The organism is Bifidobacterium asteroides (genome assembly GCF_009683175.1).
Taxonomy (GTDB): domain Bacteria; phylum Actinomycetota; class Actinomycetes; order Actinomycetales; family Bifidobacteriaceae; genus Bombiscardovia; species Bombiscardovia asteroides_H.
This window is the reverse complement of the sequence record NZ_WKKW01000001.1, coordinates 246,332-264,330: the sequence shown is the minus strand read 5'-3', so window position 1 is coordinate 264,330 and position 17,999 is coordinate 246,332. Positions and strand designations below refer to the sequence as shown.

The following is a 17,999-nucleotide window of genomic DNA, read 5'->3' as shown; positions in this document are numbered from 1 at the left end:
GATCCTGTGTGGCCCGGTGCTTTCGGCAGATGGCCAGGAGCCCTCCGAAGGAACGTTCATCAGAATGAGGTGGTATCAAGGTGGCACAGACTTCCAACGACATCAAGAACGGATCGGTCATCAACCTGGACGGCAAGCTTTGGACCGTCATCAAGTTCCAGCACGTCAAACCGGGCAAGGGGCCGGCCTTTGTGCGCACGACCATCAAGGACGTCCTCTCGGGCAAGATTGTGGACCGTACATTCAACGCGGGCATGAAGATGGACTTCGAGACCGTCGACAACCGGACCATGCAGTACTCCTACCGGGACGGTGACTCCTTCGTCTTCATGGACATGAACACCTATGAGCAGGTCAACATCCCCGAGGCCCTGGTCGGCGATCAGGAGCGCTTCCTGCTTGAGGGCACCGACTGTATCATCAGCTTCCATGACGGCAACCCTCTGTCCGTGGAACTGCCTGCATCCGTGGTGCTGACCGTGACGGCAACCGAGCCCGGCGTGCAGGGCAACCGCTCCAATGCCGGCACCAAGCCCGCTACTGTGGAGACCGGGGCCGAGATTCAGGTGCCCCTCTTCGTAGGCGAGGGCGAGAAGGTCAAGGTGGACACCCGCGACGGCTCCTACCTGGGCCGCGAGAACTGAGTCAGGCAGAAACCACACATCCATGGCACGTTCCACAGCCCGCAAGCGGGCCTTGAATACCCTCTATGAGGCCGATGAGAAGAGCCAGGATTTCCTTTCCCTGCTGGAAGAGCGCAAGGTTCGGCCGGGGGCTCAGACACCTCTGCCTGCTTATGCAGTGACCATTGTCGAGGGTGTGGCAGAGCATCGTCGAGATATCGATGAGGCTCTGCAAACCCATTCCACCCGATGGCCGCTGAGCCGGATGCATGCCATTGACCGCAACATTCTGCGTATCGCCGCCTGGGAGATGCTCTACAACCCCGAGGTTCCTGACAAGGTGGCCATCGATGAGGCCCTTTCTTTGGCCAAGACACTTTCGGATGCCGATGCTCCCTCCTTCATCCACGGCGTTCTCAGCGCCCTGGAGCAGGAGAAGGATGAGCATCAGGCTCGTCGTGAGCAAGCCGATCGAATCGCCGCCCTGGCTGATGCCGAGGCCGATGCGGACGTTTCAGATGATGAATCCGACAAGGCAAAGCCAGGGGTTGCAGCCTCCGAGCCTGTTCCCTTCGAGGATGCCCATGCTGACAGCGAGTCGGATTCGGCAGCGAGTGGATCCGAAGGAGGGGACTCCGACCAGGTTCTTGACCATACTGTCGACCAGTCGGCACCCAGCTTGGACCAGCTGAAACTGACCTTGCCGGAGGAACTGACCCCCGATGCGGATCGTCCTTCAGGCAACTGACAATGATTCGGATAAAGGCCGACAGATGCCCGCTAACTATCTGGGCATCAGGTCGGCCTTTTGCCCTATTCGGACTGGTTGACCGGCGGTCTATCCTGGAAGATTTGACCAACCATTTTTTTGGCAGGGTCTGTCGGCATAATCCATGGGGGTCATTAATATGGGTGCGAATATCCGCGGTAATCAAGGGGGTTCGGTGAACCTGAAAGACACCAACACCATCACCTCCGATAGCCGTTTCTCCAATCGTGCCTTGCTCATCCTTGAGGATGGGGAAGTGTATGTGGGAAGAGCCTTCGGAGCGGTGGGCACTACCATAGGTGAAATTGTTTTCTCGACCGGAATGACGGGGTATCAGGAAACCCTGACGGATCCCAGCTATGCTCGGCAGATTGTTGTGCAGACCTTCCCCCACATCGGTAATACCGGCGTCAATGACCAGGACGGGGAGTCGGACAGGATCTGGGTGGCAGGGTATGTAGTCCGGGAACCCAGCCCCAACGTCAGCAACTGGCGGGCCCGGGGCAGTCTCCATGACCAGCTGGTCGATCAGGGCATCGTCGGTATCAGTCACATAGACACCCGCCGGCTCGTGCGACACTTGCGTTCTGCAGGTGTCATGCGGGCCGGTATTTTTTCAGGCCCGGACCCAATGCTCAACGACGGCGGCGGGCCCAGGACCATGCAGGAACTCCTTGACCAGGTCCGTTCGGCCCCCAAGATGAGCGGGTCCCATCTGACCGGCGAGGTCAGCACGCACAGGTCTTATATCGTCGAACCAGTCGGAGACCGTCAGACGAAAGAACCTGTCTGCACGGTGGCAGCGGTGGATTTGGGAATCAAGTCCATGACCCCTCACAGGCTGGCTGAGCGCGGGTGCAGGGTCCACGTACTCCCCGTCGACACCACCATCGAGCAGATAAAGGCCCTACGGCCTGACGGGGTTTTCTTCTCCAACGGTCCAGGCGACCCATCGACCGCAGACGAGGAGGTGTCGCTCCTCAGGCAAGTTTTGGATGCCGGACTGCCATTCTTCGGCATCTGCCTGGGCAACCAGCTTCTGGGCCGTGCCCTGGGCTTCGAGACCTACAAGCTGAAATTCGGTCATCGCGGCATCAATCAGCCGGTCATGGATCTCAGCACCGGCAAGGTTGAGATCACCGCCCATAATCACGGATTCGCAGTCAAGGCACCCAAGGGGGACCCAGTGCCCTCACCCTATGGTGAAGGCCGATATGGCCGTGTCCGGGTGTCTCATGTCGATCTCAACGACGGCGTGGTCGAGGGTCTGGAGTGTCTGGACATTCCGGCCTTCTCCGTTCAGTACCATCCGGAGGCGGCGGCTGGTCCGCACGATGCCTCCTATCTGTTTGACAGGTTCGTCACTTTGATGCGGGACGCCAGGGAAGGGAAGGCACATGCCTAAGCGGCAGGACATCCATTCGGTCATGGTTATCGGCTCGGGGCCCATCGTCATCGGGCAAGCGGCCGAGTTCGACTATTCGGGGACCCAGGCCTGCCGGGTGCTGCGCGAAGAGGGGATTCGCGTCATCCTGGTCAATTCCAATCCCGCCACCATCATGACGGACCCCGAGATGGCCGATGCCACCTACATTGAGCCCATCGCCCTGCCCTTCCTGGAGCGGATCATCGCCAAGGAGCGGCCTGATGCGTTGCTGCCCACCCTGGGCGGCCAGACCGCTCTGAACGCTGCCGTGGAGCTGGGCAAGGCTGGCGTGCTGGAGCGCTATGGGGTTGAGCTGATCGGCGCTTCGCTGGAGGCCATCGACAGGGGAGAAGACCGCGAGCTCTTCAAGCAGGTTGTGGACCAGGCTGGCGCTGAGTCGGCCAAATCCCGCATCGCCCACAGCCTGGATGAGGCCGAGGCTGTAGCAGCCGAACTGGGCTACCCGCTGGTGGTTCGCCCCTCCTTCACCATGGGCGGCTTGGGCTCGGGAATCGCCCATGATCGCGAAGAGCTGCGAAGGATTGCCGGTGCAGGCATCCACTATTCACCCACGGATGAGATCCTCCTGGAGGAAGGCATAGAGGGCTGGAAGGAGTATGAGCTGGAGCTCATGCGGGACCGCCTGGACAATGTGGTTGTGGTCTGCCCCATCGAGAATGTGGACCCGGTCGGCGTGCACACCGGTGACTCCATCACCGTGGCCCCGGTTTTCACCCTGACCGACCGGGAGTATCAGCGCATGCGCGACATCGGCATCGCCATCATCCGCGGCGTTGGGGTGGATACGGGTGGCTGCAACATCCAGTTCGCCGTCAACCCAAAGAATGGCCGGATCATCGTCATCGAAATGAATCCCCGTGTTTCGCGATCCTCGGCTCTGGCATCCAAGGCCACTGGCTTCCCCATCGCCAAGATCGCGGTCAAGCTTGCCCTGGGATACACCCTGGATGAGATCGAGAACGACATCACCCGCTCAACGCCTGCCTCCTTCGAACCGACCATCGACTATGTAGTCACCAAGATCCCACGTTTCACCTTCGAGAAGTTCCCCGGGGCGGACACGACTCTGACCACCTCGATGAAGTCCGTAGGCGAGGCCATGGCGCTGGGCGGAAACTTCCGTGAATCCCTGGGCAAGGCCATGCGCTCCATCGACAAGCGGCACATGACCTTCTCCTGGGATGGCCCCCGGCCCGACCAGGCCGAAACGGATCGGCTGCTGGAGGCCATGCACACCCCCACCGAGCACCGCTACCTGCAGATTCAGCGGGCCTTCTGGGGCGGAGCCACTGTGGAGCAGGTCCACCAGGCTACCAGGATCGATCCCTGGTTCCTGGAGCAGATCAGCATGATCAATGACCTGGCTCTTCAGGTGCGCGAATCCGAGGTCCTGGACGATGACCTGCTGCGCCGGGCCAAGCAATCAGGACTGAGCGACCTGCAGATCGCCCACCTGCGCGGTATGGGCGACCAGGGCGAGGCAGTCGTCAGGGAGCTGCGTTGGGCCTTCGGCCTTCATCCTGTCTACAAGACTGTGGATACCTGCGCAGCCGAGTTCGATGCCGTCACGCCCTACTACTACTCCTGCTACGCCGACGAGTCCGAGTTGCGACCCCGTCAACGTGAGGCAGTCATCATCCTGGGCTCGGGCCCCAACCGGATAGGCCAGGGGGTCGAGTTCGACTACACATGCGTGCACGCCGTCCAGGAGTTGGGCAAGGACTATGACACCATCATGGTCAATTGCAATCCCGAGACGGTCTCCACCGACTATGACATGTCGGACAGGCTCTATTTCGAGCCGTTGACCTTCGAGGACGTTCTGGAGATCTACCGGGCTGAGAAGGCCATGGGACCTGTCAAGGGCGTCATCGTCCAGCTGGGCGGTCAGACGCCCCTGTCTCTGGCGGCCAGGCTCAAGGCAGCCGGGGTGCCCATTCTGGGAACCAGCCCCGAGTCCATCGACCTGGCCGAGAACCGTGAGCTCTTCGGCCAGGTGCTCAGCAAGGAGCATCTGAACGCCCCCCGGTACGGCACCGCTCTTTCCCTGGATGAGGCCAGGGATGCGGCACATGCCATCGGCTATCCGGTTCTGGTCAGGCCCTCATACGTGCTGGGCGGACGAGGCATGGAGATCGTCTACGATGACCGGCAGCTGGCCACCTACGTGGATCGCGCCCTGGATGAGGCCAAGGCCGATACGGTGGTCTCTGGCCGCCTGCCCTCGCCCCTGCTGATTGACAAGTTCCTTCAGGATGCCATCGAGATCGATGTGGATGCCCTCTATGACGGGCAGGAGCTCTATATTGGCGGAATCATGGAGCATGTGGAGGAGGCCGGGGTCCACTCCGGCGATGCTGCCTGCACCCTGCCGCCCTCGACTCTCTCTGACGACCAGATCGATCGTTTGCGGCAGGCTACTTTGGCAATAGCCCAAGGATGCGGAGTCCAGGGGCTGATCAATGTTCAGTATGCCTTCATGGCCAACACCCTCTATGTGATTGAGGCCAATCCTCGCGCCTCCCGGACCGTTCCCTTCGCTTCCAAGGCCACGGGTACGGCACTGGCCAAGGCTGCGGCGCGGATCATGGTGGGGGAGACTATCGAGCAGCAACGAGCCAATGGTCTGCTCCTGCCCGTCGGCGACGGCGGCATGGTCCGTGTCGGCCAGCCTGTGGCGGTCAAGGAGTCCGTTCTGCCCTTCAAACGCTTCCGCACTCCGGTGGGTCGGACCGTGGACATCCTGTTGGGACCGGAGATGCGTTCCACAGGGGAGGTCATGGGCTTCGATCGGGACTTTCCGCACGCCTTCGCAAAGAGCCAGCTGGCCGCCTACCAGGGAGGATTGCCCACCGGTGGGGTCGCCTTCCTGTCGGTCAATGATTCGGACAAGCGCCAGCTGCCCATGCTGGCCGCCCGTCTGCTGGAGCAGGGCTTCAGCATCTGCGCCACCAGTGGCACGGCTTCCGTCCTGCGCCGGTATGGCATCGATGTGGCCGTTGTCGACAAGATCAGCGATGGCGAAGAACAGGGTCGGGCCTTCACGGATGCCGACGGGGTCAGACACATGGGCCGCAATCCTGTCCAGCTTATTGAGGATGGGTCCATCGACATGATCCTCAACACGCCCAGCTCCAGGGGCTCGCGTTCTGACGGCTATCTGATCCGCGTGGCCGCCATAGCCGCCGATCTGCCACAGTTCACCACCATCACCGAGTTCTCAGCCGCCCTGATGGCCATTGACGTGGTCAAAAAGGACGACTACGAGGTCATGAGCATCCAGGAACATGCGGACCGGCTGCTGGAGTTGGAGAAGGCCAGGTAGGTACTGGCTATATGATTGACCCATGTTCCGGTCCATATATGCCGGAGGATGACCCTTAGGAAAGGAAGTGGCCGTGTCAGCGATCAACGGTGCCGACATGTCGATTCAGGATTCTTCGGGAGAACAGACCGGAGGTCCAAGGAAGGCGGGCGGCCGGCTGATCGTGCTGACGGGTCCCACAGCCGTAGGCAAGGGCACTGTGGAGGCGGCCCTACGCCATGCCCACCCGGAAGTCTGGGTCTCCGTCTCGGCCACCACCCGGGCGCCGCGTCCGGGCGAAAAGGACGGCATCACCTACTGGTTCATGAATGAACAGGAGTTTGCCCGCAGGGAGGCCGCTGGGGACTTTCTGGAGACCGCCCTGGTCCATGGCATGTCCCACTATGGCACCCCGCTGCAGCCGGTTCTGGACCATTTGGCGGCAGGGGTGCCCACGATTCTGGAAATAGATCTGCAGGGGGCGCATCGTGTCCGCCAACGGGCGGGGGAGCTGGGCCTGGAAGTGTTCTACGTCTTCCTGGCGCCGCCCTCATTCCAGGACCTGGTCACCAGGCTGAACATGCGGGGAACCGAAAATGAGGAGCAGCGGGCCCGCAGGTTGGAGACCGCCAAGGTGGAACTGGCCTCAGAGGATCAGTTCGACCAGGTCATAGTCAACGACAGCGTGGATGAGGCAGCCCAGGCGCTCTGGGAGGTAATCGCCAAGGAATACGGTCTCTGAGTACCTGGCCTTTACTTCAGAAGAGTCAAAAATCCCCCAATCGAGTCAGAGCTCGATTGGGGGATTTTGGTTTATCAGTCCAGACCGGACAGCCGGTTGATCAGATCCGGGTCGCGGGTGGCGCCCTTGTCTGCCGAGCGGGCGAAGGCGGCGTAGGCCTTCAGCGCCAGGGAGACCTTGCGGTCCCTGTGGGCTACGTATCCCTCGCCGGCCTCCAGCTCTGCGCGGCGCTGGGCGAGTTCCTCATCGCTCAGCTCGACGTCTACACGCCGGTTGGGGATATCGATGCGGATCATGTCGCCGTTGCGGATCAGGGCGATTGGGCCCTTGTTGGCTGCTTCAGGAGCGATATGACCGATGGCCAGGCCTGATGAGCCTCCGGAGTAGCGGCCGTCGGTCAGCAGAGCCACATCCTTGCCGATGCCCTTGCCCTTGACGAATGAGGTGGGGTAGAGCATCTCCTGCATGCCTGGGCCACCCTTGGGTCCCTCGTAACGGATGACCAGGGCCTGCCCCTTGTGCAGGGTGCCATTGAGGATGACCTCCACGGCCTGCTCCTGTGATTCGACTACCAGGGCCGGTCCGCGGAAGTTCCAGATCTCCTTGGGCACGCCTGCGGTCTTGACCACGCACCCATCGGGGGCCAGATTGCCCCGCAGTATAGCCAGGCCACCTTCGGAGACGGCCGGGTGATCCAGGTCGTGAATGGCGCCGTTGATCCGGTCGGTGTCCAGGTCCTCCCACTCCTTGGACTGATTGAAAGGCTCTGGGGAGGTGATGTGCCCGGGCGCTGCATGGTAGAGCTCCTTGGCCTGGTCCAGGCAGGTGGGGCGCATGATGTCCCAGTCGTTGAGCTTGGACTCCAGGTCCGGGTAGTCGATGGAATGCGTGTCCTGGTGAAGGACTCCGCCACGGTCCAGCTCGCCCAGGATGCCGCAGATGCCACCGGCCCGATGGACGTCGGATATCTCCCAGTCTCCGGAGGGAGAGGCCTTGCAGATGCAGGGGACCGTGTGGGAGATGCGCTCGATGTCGTCCAGGGTGAAGTCCACATCCGCCGACTGTGCGGCAGCCAGGATGTGCAGGACGGTGTTGGTCGACCCACCCATGGCCACATCCATGGTCATGGCGTTTTCGAAGGCTTTCTTGGTGGCGATGGAACGCGGCAGGACCGAGTCGTCGTCATCCTGGTAGTACCGGTTGGCGATTTCGACGACCAGCTTGCCGGCCCGTTCGAAGAGCATCTTCCGGGCTGTGTGAGAGGCCAGGGTGGTGCCGTTGCCGGGCAGGGCCAGACCCATGGCCTCGGTCAGGCAGTTCATGGAGTTGGCGGTGAACATGCCGGCGCAGGAACCACAGGTTGGGCAGACCGTCTTCTCCAGGGCCAGCAGACCCGCATCATCGATGCTGTCATCCGCCGAGGCGTACATGACGTCGATCAGATCGGTGCTCTCCTGAACCGTTCCGTCGGGCATGACGGTACGTCCGGCCTCCATGGGGCCGCCGGAGACGAAGACCGTGGGGATGTTCAGACGCAGAGCGGCCATGAGCATGCCGGGGGTGATCTTGTCACAGTTGGAAATGCAGATCAGGGCATCGGCGCAGTGGGCGTTGACCGAGTACTCCACGGCATCCGCTATCAGGTCACGGCTGGGCAGGGAGTAGAGCATGCCGGTATGACCCATGGCGATGCCGTCGTCCACGGCGATGGTGTTGAACTCGCGGGGGATGCCTCCCGCTTCCTTGACGGCCTTGGAGACCAGACGCCCCACCTTGTTCAGGTGGACGTGGCCGGGCACGAACTCGGAGAAGGAATTGGCGATGGCCACGATGGGCTTGCCGAAGTCCTCACCCTTGACGCCAGCGGCACGATAGAGAGCACGGGCGCCCGCGAACTCTCGTTCCTTCATCAACTTGGCTGATCGCATCTGCATAGTTTTATTCAAGTGATTGCGGGCATCGACGGGTTGGTCATGACCACATGTTGGAATTCTCGGCCTTTTCGCCCTGCTTTTTCCGGCAGAGAAGCATCCGAGGCTAAAATCGAGCCCGGGCGGTAAAATCATTCAGATTGAATGAATGGTTCATCCAGTTGAATTGGAGAAACATCTTATGGCATTCGGTACCGAGCCCCATCCGCAGGGATTTGCGAATCCTCCCATCGACGACCTCATGAAGCACGCCGATTCGAAGTATGCACTCTCTATCTTCGCGGCCAAGCGGGCCCGTCAGATCAATTCCTATTTCACTCAGCTCAATGAGGGCCTGCTGCAGAACGTCGGCCCGCTGGTCGAGTACCAGAACCAGGAGAAGCCCCTGTCCATCGCCTTCCGTGAGATCAACGAGGGCCTGCTTGAGGAGACCCTGGGTGAGGACGATCTGAGCGAAGGCAACTGAGCCTTCGACTCTCATTGCAGGGTTCTCGGGCGGTGACGGTTTCTAGACAAAGGTGAATGAAATGACAGAGCGACGGCTGATTTCGGCTGAATCAGTGACCGAGGGCCATCCAGACAAGGTCTGCGACCAGATTTCCGATGCCATCCTGGACGATCTGATCGCCCAGGATCCGCACTCGCATGTGGCTGTGGAGACCTCGGCGGCCACTGGCCTCTTCTTCGTTTTCGGAGAGGTATCGTCCCAGGGCTACACGGACATTCAGTCCCAGGTCCGGTCGGTGCTGCGCAGGATCGGCTACACGTCGTCCGATATTGGACTGGACGCGGATTCCTGCGGCGTGACCGTGGCTCTGAGCGAGCAGAGCAAGGAGATCAACCAGGGTGTGGAACGGCTGTCGGCCAGCCAGGAGAGCGCCGCCACCCGCGAGGAGCGCTACCAGTCCCAGGGGGCCGGCGACCAGGGCGTCATGTTCGGCTACGCCTGCGATGAAACCGATACGCTCATGCCCCTGCCCATCTATCTGGCCCACCAGCTGGCCTTCCGGCTGGCACAGGTGCGCAAGGAGGGGATCATCCCTCATTTGCGCCCCGACGGCAAGACCCAGGTCACCATCGAATACGATCAGGATGACCGCCCCCGCCGTGTGGACACGGTCCTCATCTCCACCCAGCATGATCCCGAGGTGGGGCATGACTGGCTGCAGGAGCAGTTGATGGAGCATGTCATCACGCCCGTTCTGGATCGTGTCTGCGGCAAGGCCGTCGAGCACCAGGGCTACCGGGTGCTGGTCAATCCGACCGGCTCCTTTATTCTGGGCGGACCAGCGGCTGACGCAGGACTGACCGGACGCAAGATCATCGTGGACACCTATGGCGGTGCGGCCCATCATGGAGGCGGCGCCTTCTCCGGCAAGGATCCCAGCAAGGTCGACCGGTCCGCTGCCTACGCTGCGCGTTGGGTTGCCAAGAACATAGTGGCCGCTGGACTGGCGCACAAGGTCGAGGTCCAGGTGGCCTATGCCATTGGCGTGGCCGATCCGGTCAGCGTCAACGTGGAGACCTATGGCACCGAGCAGGGGGTCAGCCGCGAGCAGATCCAGGAGGCCGTGCGCGAGGTCTTCGACCTGCGGCCTGCTGCCATCATCGATGAGCTGGATCTGTTGAGACCCATCTATGCCAAGACTGCAGCCTATGGGCACTTCGGCCGGGAGGACCCGGATTTCACCTGGGAGCAGGTGGACAAGGTGGGCGAGCTCAAGGCCGCCATCGGCATGACCAGGTAGTAGCTGTTCGTCAAGAGCCACGGCGGGTTTCCAGGTCATCGACTGGGGGAATCCGCCGTGGTTCTCTTAATTGTGAAAGCGAGGGGAGCATCCATGGATTCGCAGGCCGTCAGTCAGCCCGCCCTGGATGGTCTTGCCCCACGCCGTCGTTCGAGCAGCAGTCGAAAGAAACCTCCGCGCCGACCGGCCCATGAACTCCCTGTGGCACGGGTGGTACTGGATGTGCAGGCCACTCACTTGGGCGGGACTTTCGATTATCTGGTGGATGCCGACCAGGACGATCATGCGCAGCCGGGATGCCTGGTTCGCGTCCGGTTCGGGGCGCGCAGGGTCAACGGCATCATCTGGGAACGTGTGGCAGATAGCCAGGTTCCCCGTGCCTCCCTGCGTTTCCTGGAGCGGGTGGTGCTGGATCGCAGCCTGATCTCACCTTCCCTGCGCGCGGACATCACTGCCATCGCCGGAGCCTATGGGGGCACCGAGGCCAATATTCTGCGGCTGGCCCTCCCCCCTCGAGTGGCGCGCATTGACAAGGAGCAGCAGCTGGTTCCCGGTCAGCCCCGATTGGCTTCCGACCCCGCCTGGGTGGCCGGGCTGGCCCAGCGACACAAGGACCTGAAACAAAGGCTTGATCCGGGCTATCAGGGGTTGGAGAATCTGGACCGATCGCTGGAAGACGATGCCTTCGCCTCCTTTTTGGCTGACATTCTGCCTGGCATGGACCAGGCCGCCCTGCTGGCTGCCAGGGTGCTGATAGCCGCCCTGCTGGCCGGCAGATCGGCGGTTATGGTGCTGCCGGGCACCCGTCAGGTGGTCCACCTGTCCGCAGTCCTCCAGCAGCTGGGGTTGCGTCCCTTTGGTCCCTCTGTTGCCGCCGGTCCTGGCCAACAGGATGCTCCTGGTTGGTCCGGCGATTTCGCCATTCTGGACAGCGGAATGGCTCCTGCCGAGCGTTACAGGGCCTACCTCGCGCTGGCCTCCGGTCAGGTTCGTTGCGCCATCGGGCTGCGGGCCGCCATGTACGCCCCGGTGGAGGGTCCAGCCCTCTTCGCCCTGATGGACGATGCCAGCTACCAGTATGCCGACGGAATGATGCCCTACGCCAATGCCCGCGGAGTGCTCAGACTACGGGCGCGTGCCCATGGTGGAGTCTTTCTGGCCATGGCCCGTGCCAGAAGCGTGCGTTCCCAGTGGGAGAGCCTGCCCGAGGCCACCGAAGCGGACTCGGGAGTGACCGGTCCATGCACCGCCTTGACCCTCGACCGGTCTGCGGTGACGACACTGCTGCCCTGGATCCGCTGGCTGAACCGGGAGGAACTGAGTCATCTGGCCGACCCGACCATTGGCGCCCGGGTTCCTCATACCGCTGTCGCCGTTATCAACAAAGCCCTGGAGCGTGGCCCGGTTCTGCTGTCCATCCCGCAGGACGGCATCTTCGAGAGCCTGAGCTGCGCTCGCTGCCATCATCAGGCTCGTTGCCCGCGTTGCACCGGACCCCTGCGGGCCAGGCGGTCTGGCGCACCCCGCTGCGCCTGGTGCGGTGCTGCGGCTACGGACTGGTCCTGCCCGGATTGTGGGGGTTCACGGCTTCGGGTGGTCAGGGTAGGCGCCGCTGGGACGGCCCAGGAGCTGCGCATGCTCTTCAGAAATGTGCCCATCGTCATCTCTTCGCCCAGCCAGCCCCGTGGGGTGGTCGAGCGTGTACAGGATCGTCCCAGTCTGGTCATCGCCACCCCGGGCGCCGAGCCCAGGGTGGTTGGTTCGGGCGTTGATGGCAACAATACAGACATTGGCGATCCGAATCTGCCCAGGCTGTCGCGAGGATACCGTGCGGTGGCAATTCTGGATGCCTGGACCAGCCTGTATGCCCCTGGCGTCGATGCACGTATGGACACTCTGGGAGCCTGGATGCGCGTGGCCTCCTTCTGTCGCCCCCGGGCCCAAGGAGGTCAGGTGCTCCTGCTGGGGGAGTGCGATCCCCAGCTGGCCCAGGCGCTGATGACCTGGCAGGGGCCGGTGTTGGCCGCCGCCGATCTGGAGGACCGCCGGTTGACTGCCATGCCCCCTGCTGTCGGCATGGCTGCAATCTGGGGCGAAAGGGAGGCCGTTGTCTGGATGTTGGACGCCGTCGGGATTGCGCCGGGTCAGGAGGCTGTGACGGATGCTGGCCCTGAGCCAGTACCTGCCTTGCTTGGGCCTGTGCCCATACCGGCACCGTCCACGCTGAAAGCCGGCTATCTGGAGGGAACCCAGGACAGGGTCCGAGCCCTGGTTCGGGTGCCCACCAGCCGCCGGGACAAGCTGGCTGACGATCTCAAGCAGGCTCAGGCCAAGTATGTGGCCGGGCGCGGGCGAGGAGAGCTGCGCTTCCGGATGGATCCCAAGGATCTGACCTGATTGGTGCTTCAAGCGGATATGCAGGGGGTCTATGCGGAGTGGTTTCATGAGGGGGCGCAGGCAGAGGCGCATACGAACGAATTCAGGAAAGGCGGAGAGTCATGAAGGGATGGCCGGGCGAGATCCAGGTTGAGGCAGATGTGATCCAGGCCGAGCAGGAAGCGGCTCAGTCCCAGGGACAGCCCATTGAACAGGTCATCTTCGACTTCGGCAACGTCCTGATTCGTTGGCAGCCCGAAATGGCTATGGTGGCCCGATACGGGCACAGGAGCATCGAGGCCATGCTGGATGACAGCCGTTCCGGCTTCTACCGGGCCAACAACATGATGGACGGCGGAGCTACCTGTGCCCAGGCCCGTGACTGGGTGGCCGCCAACTGCGGAGCCCCCTGGGATGACATGTTCGCCTACTATTGTGACCACTTTGTCGATTCGCTGACCGGCCCGGTGCCCGGTGCCCGCATGCTGGTGGATGATCTGAAGGCGGCAGGTCTGGGCGTTTGGGGGTTGACCAACTGGGGTGCCGAGCTCTTCCATCACGCCTGGGACGGCGACTCCTTCCTGCATAGGCTGGACGGGGTGGTGGTCTCCGGGCCCATCCACATGCGCAAACCCGACCCGGCCATCTACCGCTATGCCCTGGATCAGTTCGGAATCCAGGCTGACAGGACCCTCTTCGTGGATGACAAGGGTATGAATGTAGTCGGCGCCAACAAGGCCGGCATCCGCAGCCTGCGATTCAGCGACCCCTACGGACTGCGCACCGCCCTGATCGAGGCCGGGGTGAACATTCCTCAGGTGCAGTGAAAGCGCGGAGGTCCACAGCCGTCGGATGAAAAGGAGATTGCCGATATGGTCATGACATTGCTGTTTGCGGGCACACCTCAGGTCGCCTTGCCATCTCTGAGATTGCTGGCGGCCGATCAGGAGCATTTTCGGGTTGCTGCCGTGCTCACCAGACCCGACGCCCCCCAGGGGCGTGGAAGGCATCTGCATCCCAGTCCGGTCAAGGCTGAGGCACTGAAGCTGGGGATCCCTGTTCTTGAGGACGACCCATCCGATCCGGATTTCCCGGCGCGGTTGCAGGATACGGGTGCCAGCTGTGCGGCCGTCGTGGCCTACGGGCGGATCCTGCGTCAGCCGGTTCTGGACGCCTTTGAGGACGGCTGGTATAACCTGCACTTTTCACTGCTGCCACAGTGGCGGGGGGCAGCTCCGGTCCAGCGGGCCATCTGGGCCGGGGATACCATTACTGGCGCCACGGTCTTTAGGCTGACGGCCGGCATGGATGAGGGGCCCATCCTGGCTCAGTCCACCGTGGAGATTGGGCCGCACGAGACCTCGGGCGAGCTGCTGGATCGGCTGGCTGAGGATGGGTCCCATCTGCTGGCTGCCAGTCTGGAGGCCCTTGCCGAAGGTCGGATTCAACCCAAGGAGCAGACGCAGGGCGCCTACCAGGTGGCCGCTAAAATCACCCACCAGGATGCTCACATGCGTTTCGATGTGCCCGTCTTTGCCCTGGATCGACAGGTTCGGGCCTGCAGCCCGGAACCGGGAGCCTGGTGCTTGTATCAGCAAGGCGATGACCTGCAGGACAAGCAGACAGGGCTGACCGTGCTCAGGGCGGCACCGGCCCGGGGGGATGAGCCCGGTCTTCCCTCGCATCTGGAGCCGGGTCGGCTGGCCATGGACCGTCGCCACCTCTGGGTGGGCACCAAGACCCTGCCTCTGGAGCTGCAGATGGTCAAGGCTGCCGGCAAGCGTGCCATGAAGGCCATGGACTGGGCCCGTGGCGCTCGCTTGGAAGATGGGGCCCGTTGCAGCTGAGCTCTTCCGCTCGGCTGGCGGTCCAAGCTGAGAGGGGATTCCAGGGACGGACGAAGGAGAGAAGCCATGCGGTCCGATGATGTCGAGCAGGCTGAACCTGCCAATGACCGGGACCAGGCCGCTGATCGGCGCAACCGGGCCCTGGCTGCGGCGCTGACCAGGGCTGCCAAGGAACTGGCCAAGGCCAAGAGCCAGTTGGCCCAGCTGGGTCAGCCGCCCTTGACGGTCGCCCTGGCCTTGGGTGTGGATTCCGTCGCATATGACAGCCAGGGGGTGCAGCAGGCCCACCTGCTGATTCTGAACGGTTCCAGGCGGATGGTGGTTCCTCTGGCGCCCAATATCCGCGCCGAACGGATCAGAGCCGGACAGGAGGTTCTGCTCAATGCCGATATGGTGGTGGTGCGTGTGGGCGATCAACCGGTGACCGGGCAGGTTCGCACGCTGCGGGAGACCTTGGAATCCGGAGCCTTGCTGGTTGAAGATCCCTCCGGACAGACTCGCGTTGTTGCACGCGCAGGGTCTCTGCAGGACCAGCCCATCGAGGCGGGCAGCGCCTTGCTCATGGACGAAAGCTGTTCAATGGCCCTGGCTGTTCTGCCTGAGTCGGACCAGTCAGACATGCTGCTGGAAGAGACTCCCGACGTGGACTTCTCGGATATTGGCGGATTGGACAGGCAGATCGAGCGGATTCGAGATGCGGTCCAGCTGCCCTTCCAGCATGCCGATCTGATGCGTCGTTATGGGCTCCAGGCCCCCAAGGGTGTCCTGCTTTATGGGCCGCCAGGTAATGGCAAGACCATGATCGCCAAGGCTCTGGCCCGTGCACTGGCCCAGGAGAGCGACGGCCACGGGGTCTTCCTATCGGTCAAGGGCCCCGAGGTGCTCAACAAGTTCGTGGGCGAGTCCGAACGTCTGATCCGCCGCCTGTTCGCCAGGGCCCGCAGCCTGGCAGGCCAGGGTGGACCCGTGGTGGTCTTCATCGACGAGATGGATGCCCTGCTGCGCACCCGTGGGTCGGGTATCTCATCGGATGTGGAGACCACCATCGTCCCCCAGTTCCTGACCGAGCTGGATGGTGTCGAGTCCCTGGACCAGGTCATGGTCATCGGCGCCTCCAACCGGATTGACATGATCGACCCGGCGGTTCTGCGCCCGGGGAGACTCGATGTCAAGATCCGCATCGACCGGCCCGACAGAACCAGGTCAGCCGCCATCCTGGGCAAGTATCTGAGCTCCGATATGCCCATGGAGGATGATGCCAGGCCCGAGGAGCTGATTCAGATACTGGTCGACGGACTCTTCGCTCAGGATGATGACCATCTGCTGGGCAGGATCATGGATGCCACGGGCCGCTGGCAGCCCCTCTACCTGGAGTCCGTGGTCTCCGGTGCCATGCTGCATAATCTGGTTGATCGGGTCAAGACCATGGCGGTCAAAGCCTCCATCGAGCAGGGACAGCAGGTGGGTCTTGACCGTGGGCTCTGCATGAGGGCGGTCCGTGGGCAGTATGAGGACACTCTGGAGGAGCTCCGCGGCCAGGACCCGGACCGTTGGGCTGATCTGGCCGGACTGCGCCCTGGGCAGGTCCAGGAGGTTCGCCCAGTCGACGGGCCAGGAGAGCGGTCATGAGTTCCGGACGGGTCATGGGTACCGAGACGGAGTATGGCATTGCCGACCCCCAGGATCCCGGCGCTGATCCCCGTACTTTGGCCCTGCGTCTGGTAAGGGCAGCTGCCCAGCCGGACCTGGCGCACATCCGCTGGGACTACGGGGGCGAGGATCCGGTCAATGACGCCAGGGGAGGTCGGCTGCCGCGTTCCGCTGCCGCACCGAGCATGCTCACTGATGCACTCGGCGCCCGGCTGATCGATGTGGCAGCTGCCAATGGGGCAAGGATTTATGTGGATCACGCCCATCCCGAGTATGCCTCGGCGGAAACGGTGAATGCCTTCGATGCTCTGGTCCAGGACCGCGCGGGTGACCGGATGATGGCCCAGGCCGCAGAAAGGGCCGGAGGTTTGGCCCTCTACAAGAACAACGTGGATGGCAAGGGTGCCGCCTGGGGATCCCATGAGAACTATCTGATGGATAGGGCGGTGCCCTTCGCCAGGGTAGCGGCCCTGATGACCATTCATTTCGTCACCCGCCAGATTTATACCGGTTCGGGCAGAGTGGGCCTGGGGCCCAGGAGCGAGGAGGCTGGCTTCCAGCTCAGCCAGCGCGCCGACTATCTGACCAGCCGGATTGGACTGCAGACCACCTTCGGACGACCGATCATCAATACCCGGGACGAGTCACACGCCGGGCCGGGCAGCCGCCGTCTCCACGTGATTGTAGGCGATGCCAACCGGTTGGATGCACCCCTGGTCCTCAAGCTGGGGACCACCGATTTGCTGCTTGGGCTCTTGGAGTCCGAGGATGATTCGACCAGTCAGGTCGATGAGCTGCTGGATCACTGGACGCTTGATGATCCGGTGTCGGCCCTGCACACGGTTTCGCGAGATGTAACTCTGACCAAACCGCTGGCCTTGGCAAACGGAGGATGCGCTGATGCGCTGACCATCCAAAGGGCGTTGCTGGATGCGCTCCGTCAGACTACACGGGATGCCGACCGGACAGGTTGTGCCGAGGACCGGGTTCTTAAACTCTGGGACCAGGCGCTCGATGATCTGGCTCTGGTGCGTTCGGGTGATGACGAGGCCCGTCTGGCCATGCACGACCAGGCAGGCAGGTTGGAATGGCTGCTCAAGTGGCAGCTCTTGGAGCGTCTGCGCCGTCGTCGGTCCATATCCGACTGGTCGGATCCCCGTCTGGCGGCCCTGGATCTGGCCTGGGCAAGGGTGGATCCCGGCCGTGACCTGCCTTGGCGACTCAGAGGATCCGTCCTTCGACTGGCCGATCCCGAACAGATCACCAGAGCCATGGACAAGGGTCCTGAGCAGACTCGTGCCTGGTGCCGTTCCCAGCTGCTTCACCGTTGTCCTGATGCAGTCAGGGCCATTTCCTGGAGTCGTGTCATCCTTGAGGAGCAGGGACCGGAGGGAGAGCCCAGGACCAAGGTCGTGGACTTGTCTGATCCGCTGGGTCACACACGGTCTTCCTGCGGGGATGGCCGCGGCATATACTGCTGATAGCGCAGAAAATAGTCCGATATCCGACCGGACGACCACCGGTGGACCACGGTCGGCAATGCCTCGACCACCCGTTTGAAA

At 62.6% G+C, this 17,999-nt stretch carries 12 protein-coding genes and 1 pseudogene; 12 read left to right on the top strand and 1 reads right to left on the bottom strand.

All coding sequences use genetic code 11. The features are described 5' to 3' along the window. The first annotated feature begins 80 nt into the window (after positions 1–80). The 5 genes and pseudogenes from efp to gmk all read left to right on the top strand — a co-directional run bounded on the left by efp (position 81) and on the right by gmk (position 6,885). Entirely contained in the window at positions 81–644 is a 564-nt protein-coding gene (efp, locus tag GKC41_RS01150) for an elongation factor P (RefSeq protein WP_015022137.1), read from the top strand. Positions 645–666: 22 nt separating this feature from the next. Continuing rightward, positions 667–1,143: pseudogene (nusB, locus tag GKC41_RS01145) on the top strand (transcription antitermination factor NusB); the annotation flags it as partial. Between the two features lie 424 nt (positions 1,144–1,567). Continuing rightward, a complete protein-coding gene (carA, locus tag GKC41_RS01140; protein WP_324611994.1) occupies positions 1,568–2,797 on the top strand; it encodes a glutamine-hydrolyzing carbamoyl-phosphate synthase small subunit in 1,230 nt (409 codons plus the stop codon). Next, positions 2,790–6,164, top strand: coding sequence for a carbamoyl-phosphate synthase large subunit (carB, locus tag GKC41_RS01135; RefSeq protein ID WP_154312562.1), 3,375 nt, complete (start codon positions 2,790–2,792; stop codon positions 6,162–6,164). The genes carA and carB overlap by 8 nt, the downstream gene beginning before the upstream one ends. Positions 6,165–6,261: 97 nt before the next feature. After that, on the top strand, positions 6,262–6,885 hold the full coding sequence (gene gmk, locus GKC41_RS01130; protein ID WP_154313047.1) for a guanylate kinase: 624 nt from the start codon (positions 6,262–6,264) through the stop codon (positions 6,883–6,885). Positions 6,886–6,959: 74 nt separating this feature from the next. Here gmk and ilvD read toward each other — a convergent pair whose 3' ends face one another. After that, entirely contained in the window at positions 6,960–8,819 is a 1,860-nt protein-coding gene (gene ilvD, locus GKC41_RS01125) for a dihydroxy-acid dehydratase (protein ID WP_154312561.1), read from the bottom strand. Positions 8,820–8,997: 178 nt separating this feature from the next. Here ilvD and rpoZ point away from each other — a divergent pair, with 178 nt between their 5' ends. From rpoZ to dop, 7 genes are all read left to right on the top strand, one after another. Next, on the top strand, positions 8,998–9,282 hold the full coding sequence (gene rpoZ / locus GKC41_RS01120; RefSeq protein WP_015022131.1) for a DNA-directed RNA polymerase subunit omega: 285 nt from the start codon (positions 8,998–9,000) through the stop codon (positions 9,280–9,282). A gap of 61 nt (positions 9,283–9,343) precedes the next feature. Beyond that, positions 9,344–10,564, top strand: coding sequence for a methionine adenosyltransferase (gene metK / locus GKC41_RS01115; protein ID WP_154312560.1), 1,221 nt, complete (start codon positions 9,344–9,346; stop codon positions 10,562–10,564). 93 nt (positions 10,565–10,657) lie between these two features. Next, positions 10,658–12,961 (top strand): primosomal protein N', encoded by a 2,304-nt coding sequence (locus GKC41_RS01110; RefSeq protein WP_154312559.1) that lies wholly within the window; start codon positions 10,658–10,660, stop codon positions 12,959–12,961. A gap of 101 nt (positions 12,962–13,062) precedes the next feature. Beyond that, positions 13,063–13,767 carry an HAD family hydrolase gene (locus GKC41_RS01105; RefSeq protein WP_154312558.1) on the top strand — a complete coding sequence of 235 codons (705 nt, stop codon included), beginning with the start codon at positions 13,063–13,065 and terminating at the stop codon, positions 13,765–13,767. A gap of 45 nt (positions 13,768–13,812) precedes the next feature. After that, positions 13,813–14,787, top strand: coding sequence for a methionyl-tRNA formyltransferase (gene fmt / locus GKC41_RS01100; RefSeq protein WP_154312557.1), 975 nt, complete (start codon positions 13,813–13,815; stop codon positions 14,785–14,787). Between the two features lie 66 nt (positions 14,788–14,853). Beyond that, positions 14,854–16,416, top strand: a complete 1,563-nt coding sequence (gene arc / locus GKC41_RS01095; RefSeq protein WP_154312556.1) for a proteasome ATPase — start codon at positions 14,854–14,856, stop codon at positions 16,414–16,416. Further along, positions 16,413–17,918, top strand: a complete 1,506-nt coding sequence (dop, locus tag GKC41_RS01090; RefSeq protein WP_154312555.1) for a depupylase/deamidase Dop — start codon at positions 16,413–16,415, stop codon at positions 17,916–17,918. Before arc ends, dop begins: the two co-directional genes overlap by 4 nt. Positions 17,919–17,999: the final 81 nt, after the last annotated feature.

Coding starts and splice junctions, on each gene's coding strand:
- carB (WP_154312562.1), top strand. CDS start 2,790: ATGCCTAAGCGGCAGGACATCCATTCGGTCATGGTTATCGGCTCGGGG.
- gmk (WP_154313047.1), top strand. CDS start 6,262: ATGTCGATTCAGGATTCTTCGGGAGAACAGACCGGAGGTCCAAGGAAG.
- ilvD (WP_154312561.1), bottom strand. CDS start 8,819: ATGCAGATGCGATCAGCCAAGTTGATGAAGGAACGAGAGTTCGCGGGC.
- rpoZ (WP_015022131.1), top strand. CDS start 8,998: ATGGCATTCGGTACCGAGCCCCATCCGCAGGGATTTGCGAATCCTCCC.
- metK (WP_154312560.1), top strand. CDS start 9,344: ATGACAGAGCGACGGCTGATTTCGGCTGAATCAGTGACCGAGGGCCAT.
- GKC41_RS01110 (WP_154312559.1), top strand. CDS start 10,658: ATGGATTCGCAGGCCGTCAGTCAGCCCGCCCTGGATGGTCTTGCCCCA.
- GKC41_RS01105 (WP_154312558.1), top strand. CDS start 13,063: ATGAAGGGATGGCCGGGCGAGATCCAGGTTGAGGCAGATGTGATCCAG.
- fmt (WP_154312557.1), top strand. CDS start 13,813: ATGGTCATGACATTGCTGTTTGCGGGCACACCTCAGGTCGCCTTGCCA.
- arc (WP_154312556.1), top strand. CDS start 14,854: ATGCGGTCCGATGATGTCGAGCAGGCTGAACCTGCCAATGACCGGGAC.
- dop (WP_154312555.1), top strand. CDS start 16,413: ATGAGTTCCGGACGGGTCATGGGTACCGAGACGGAGTATGGCATTGCC.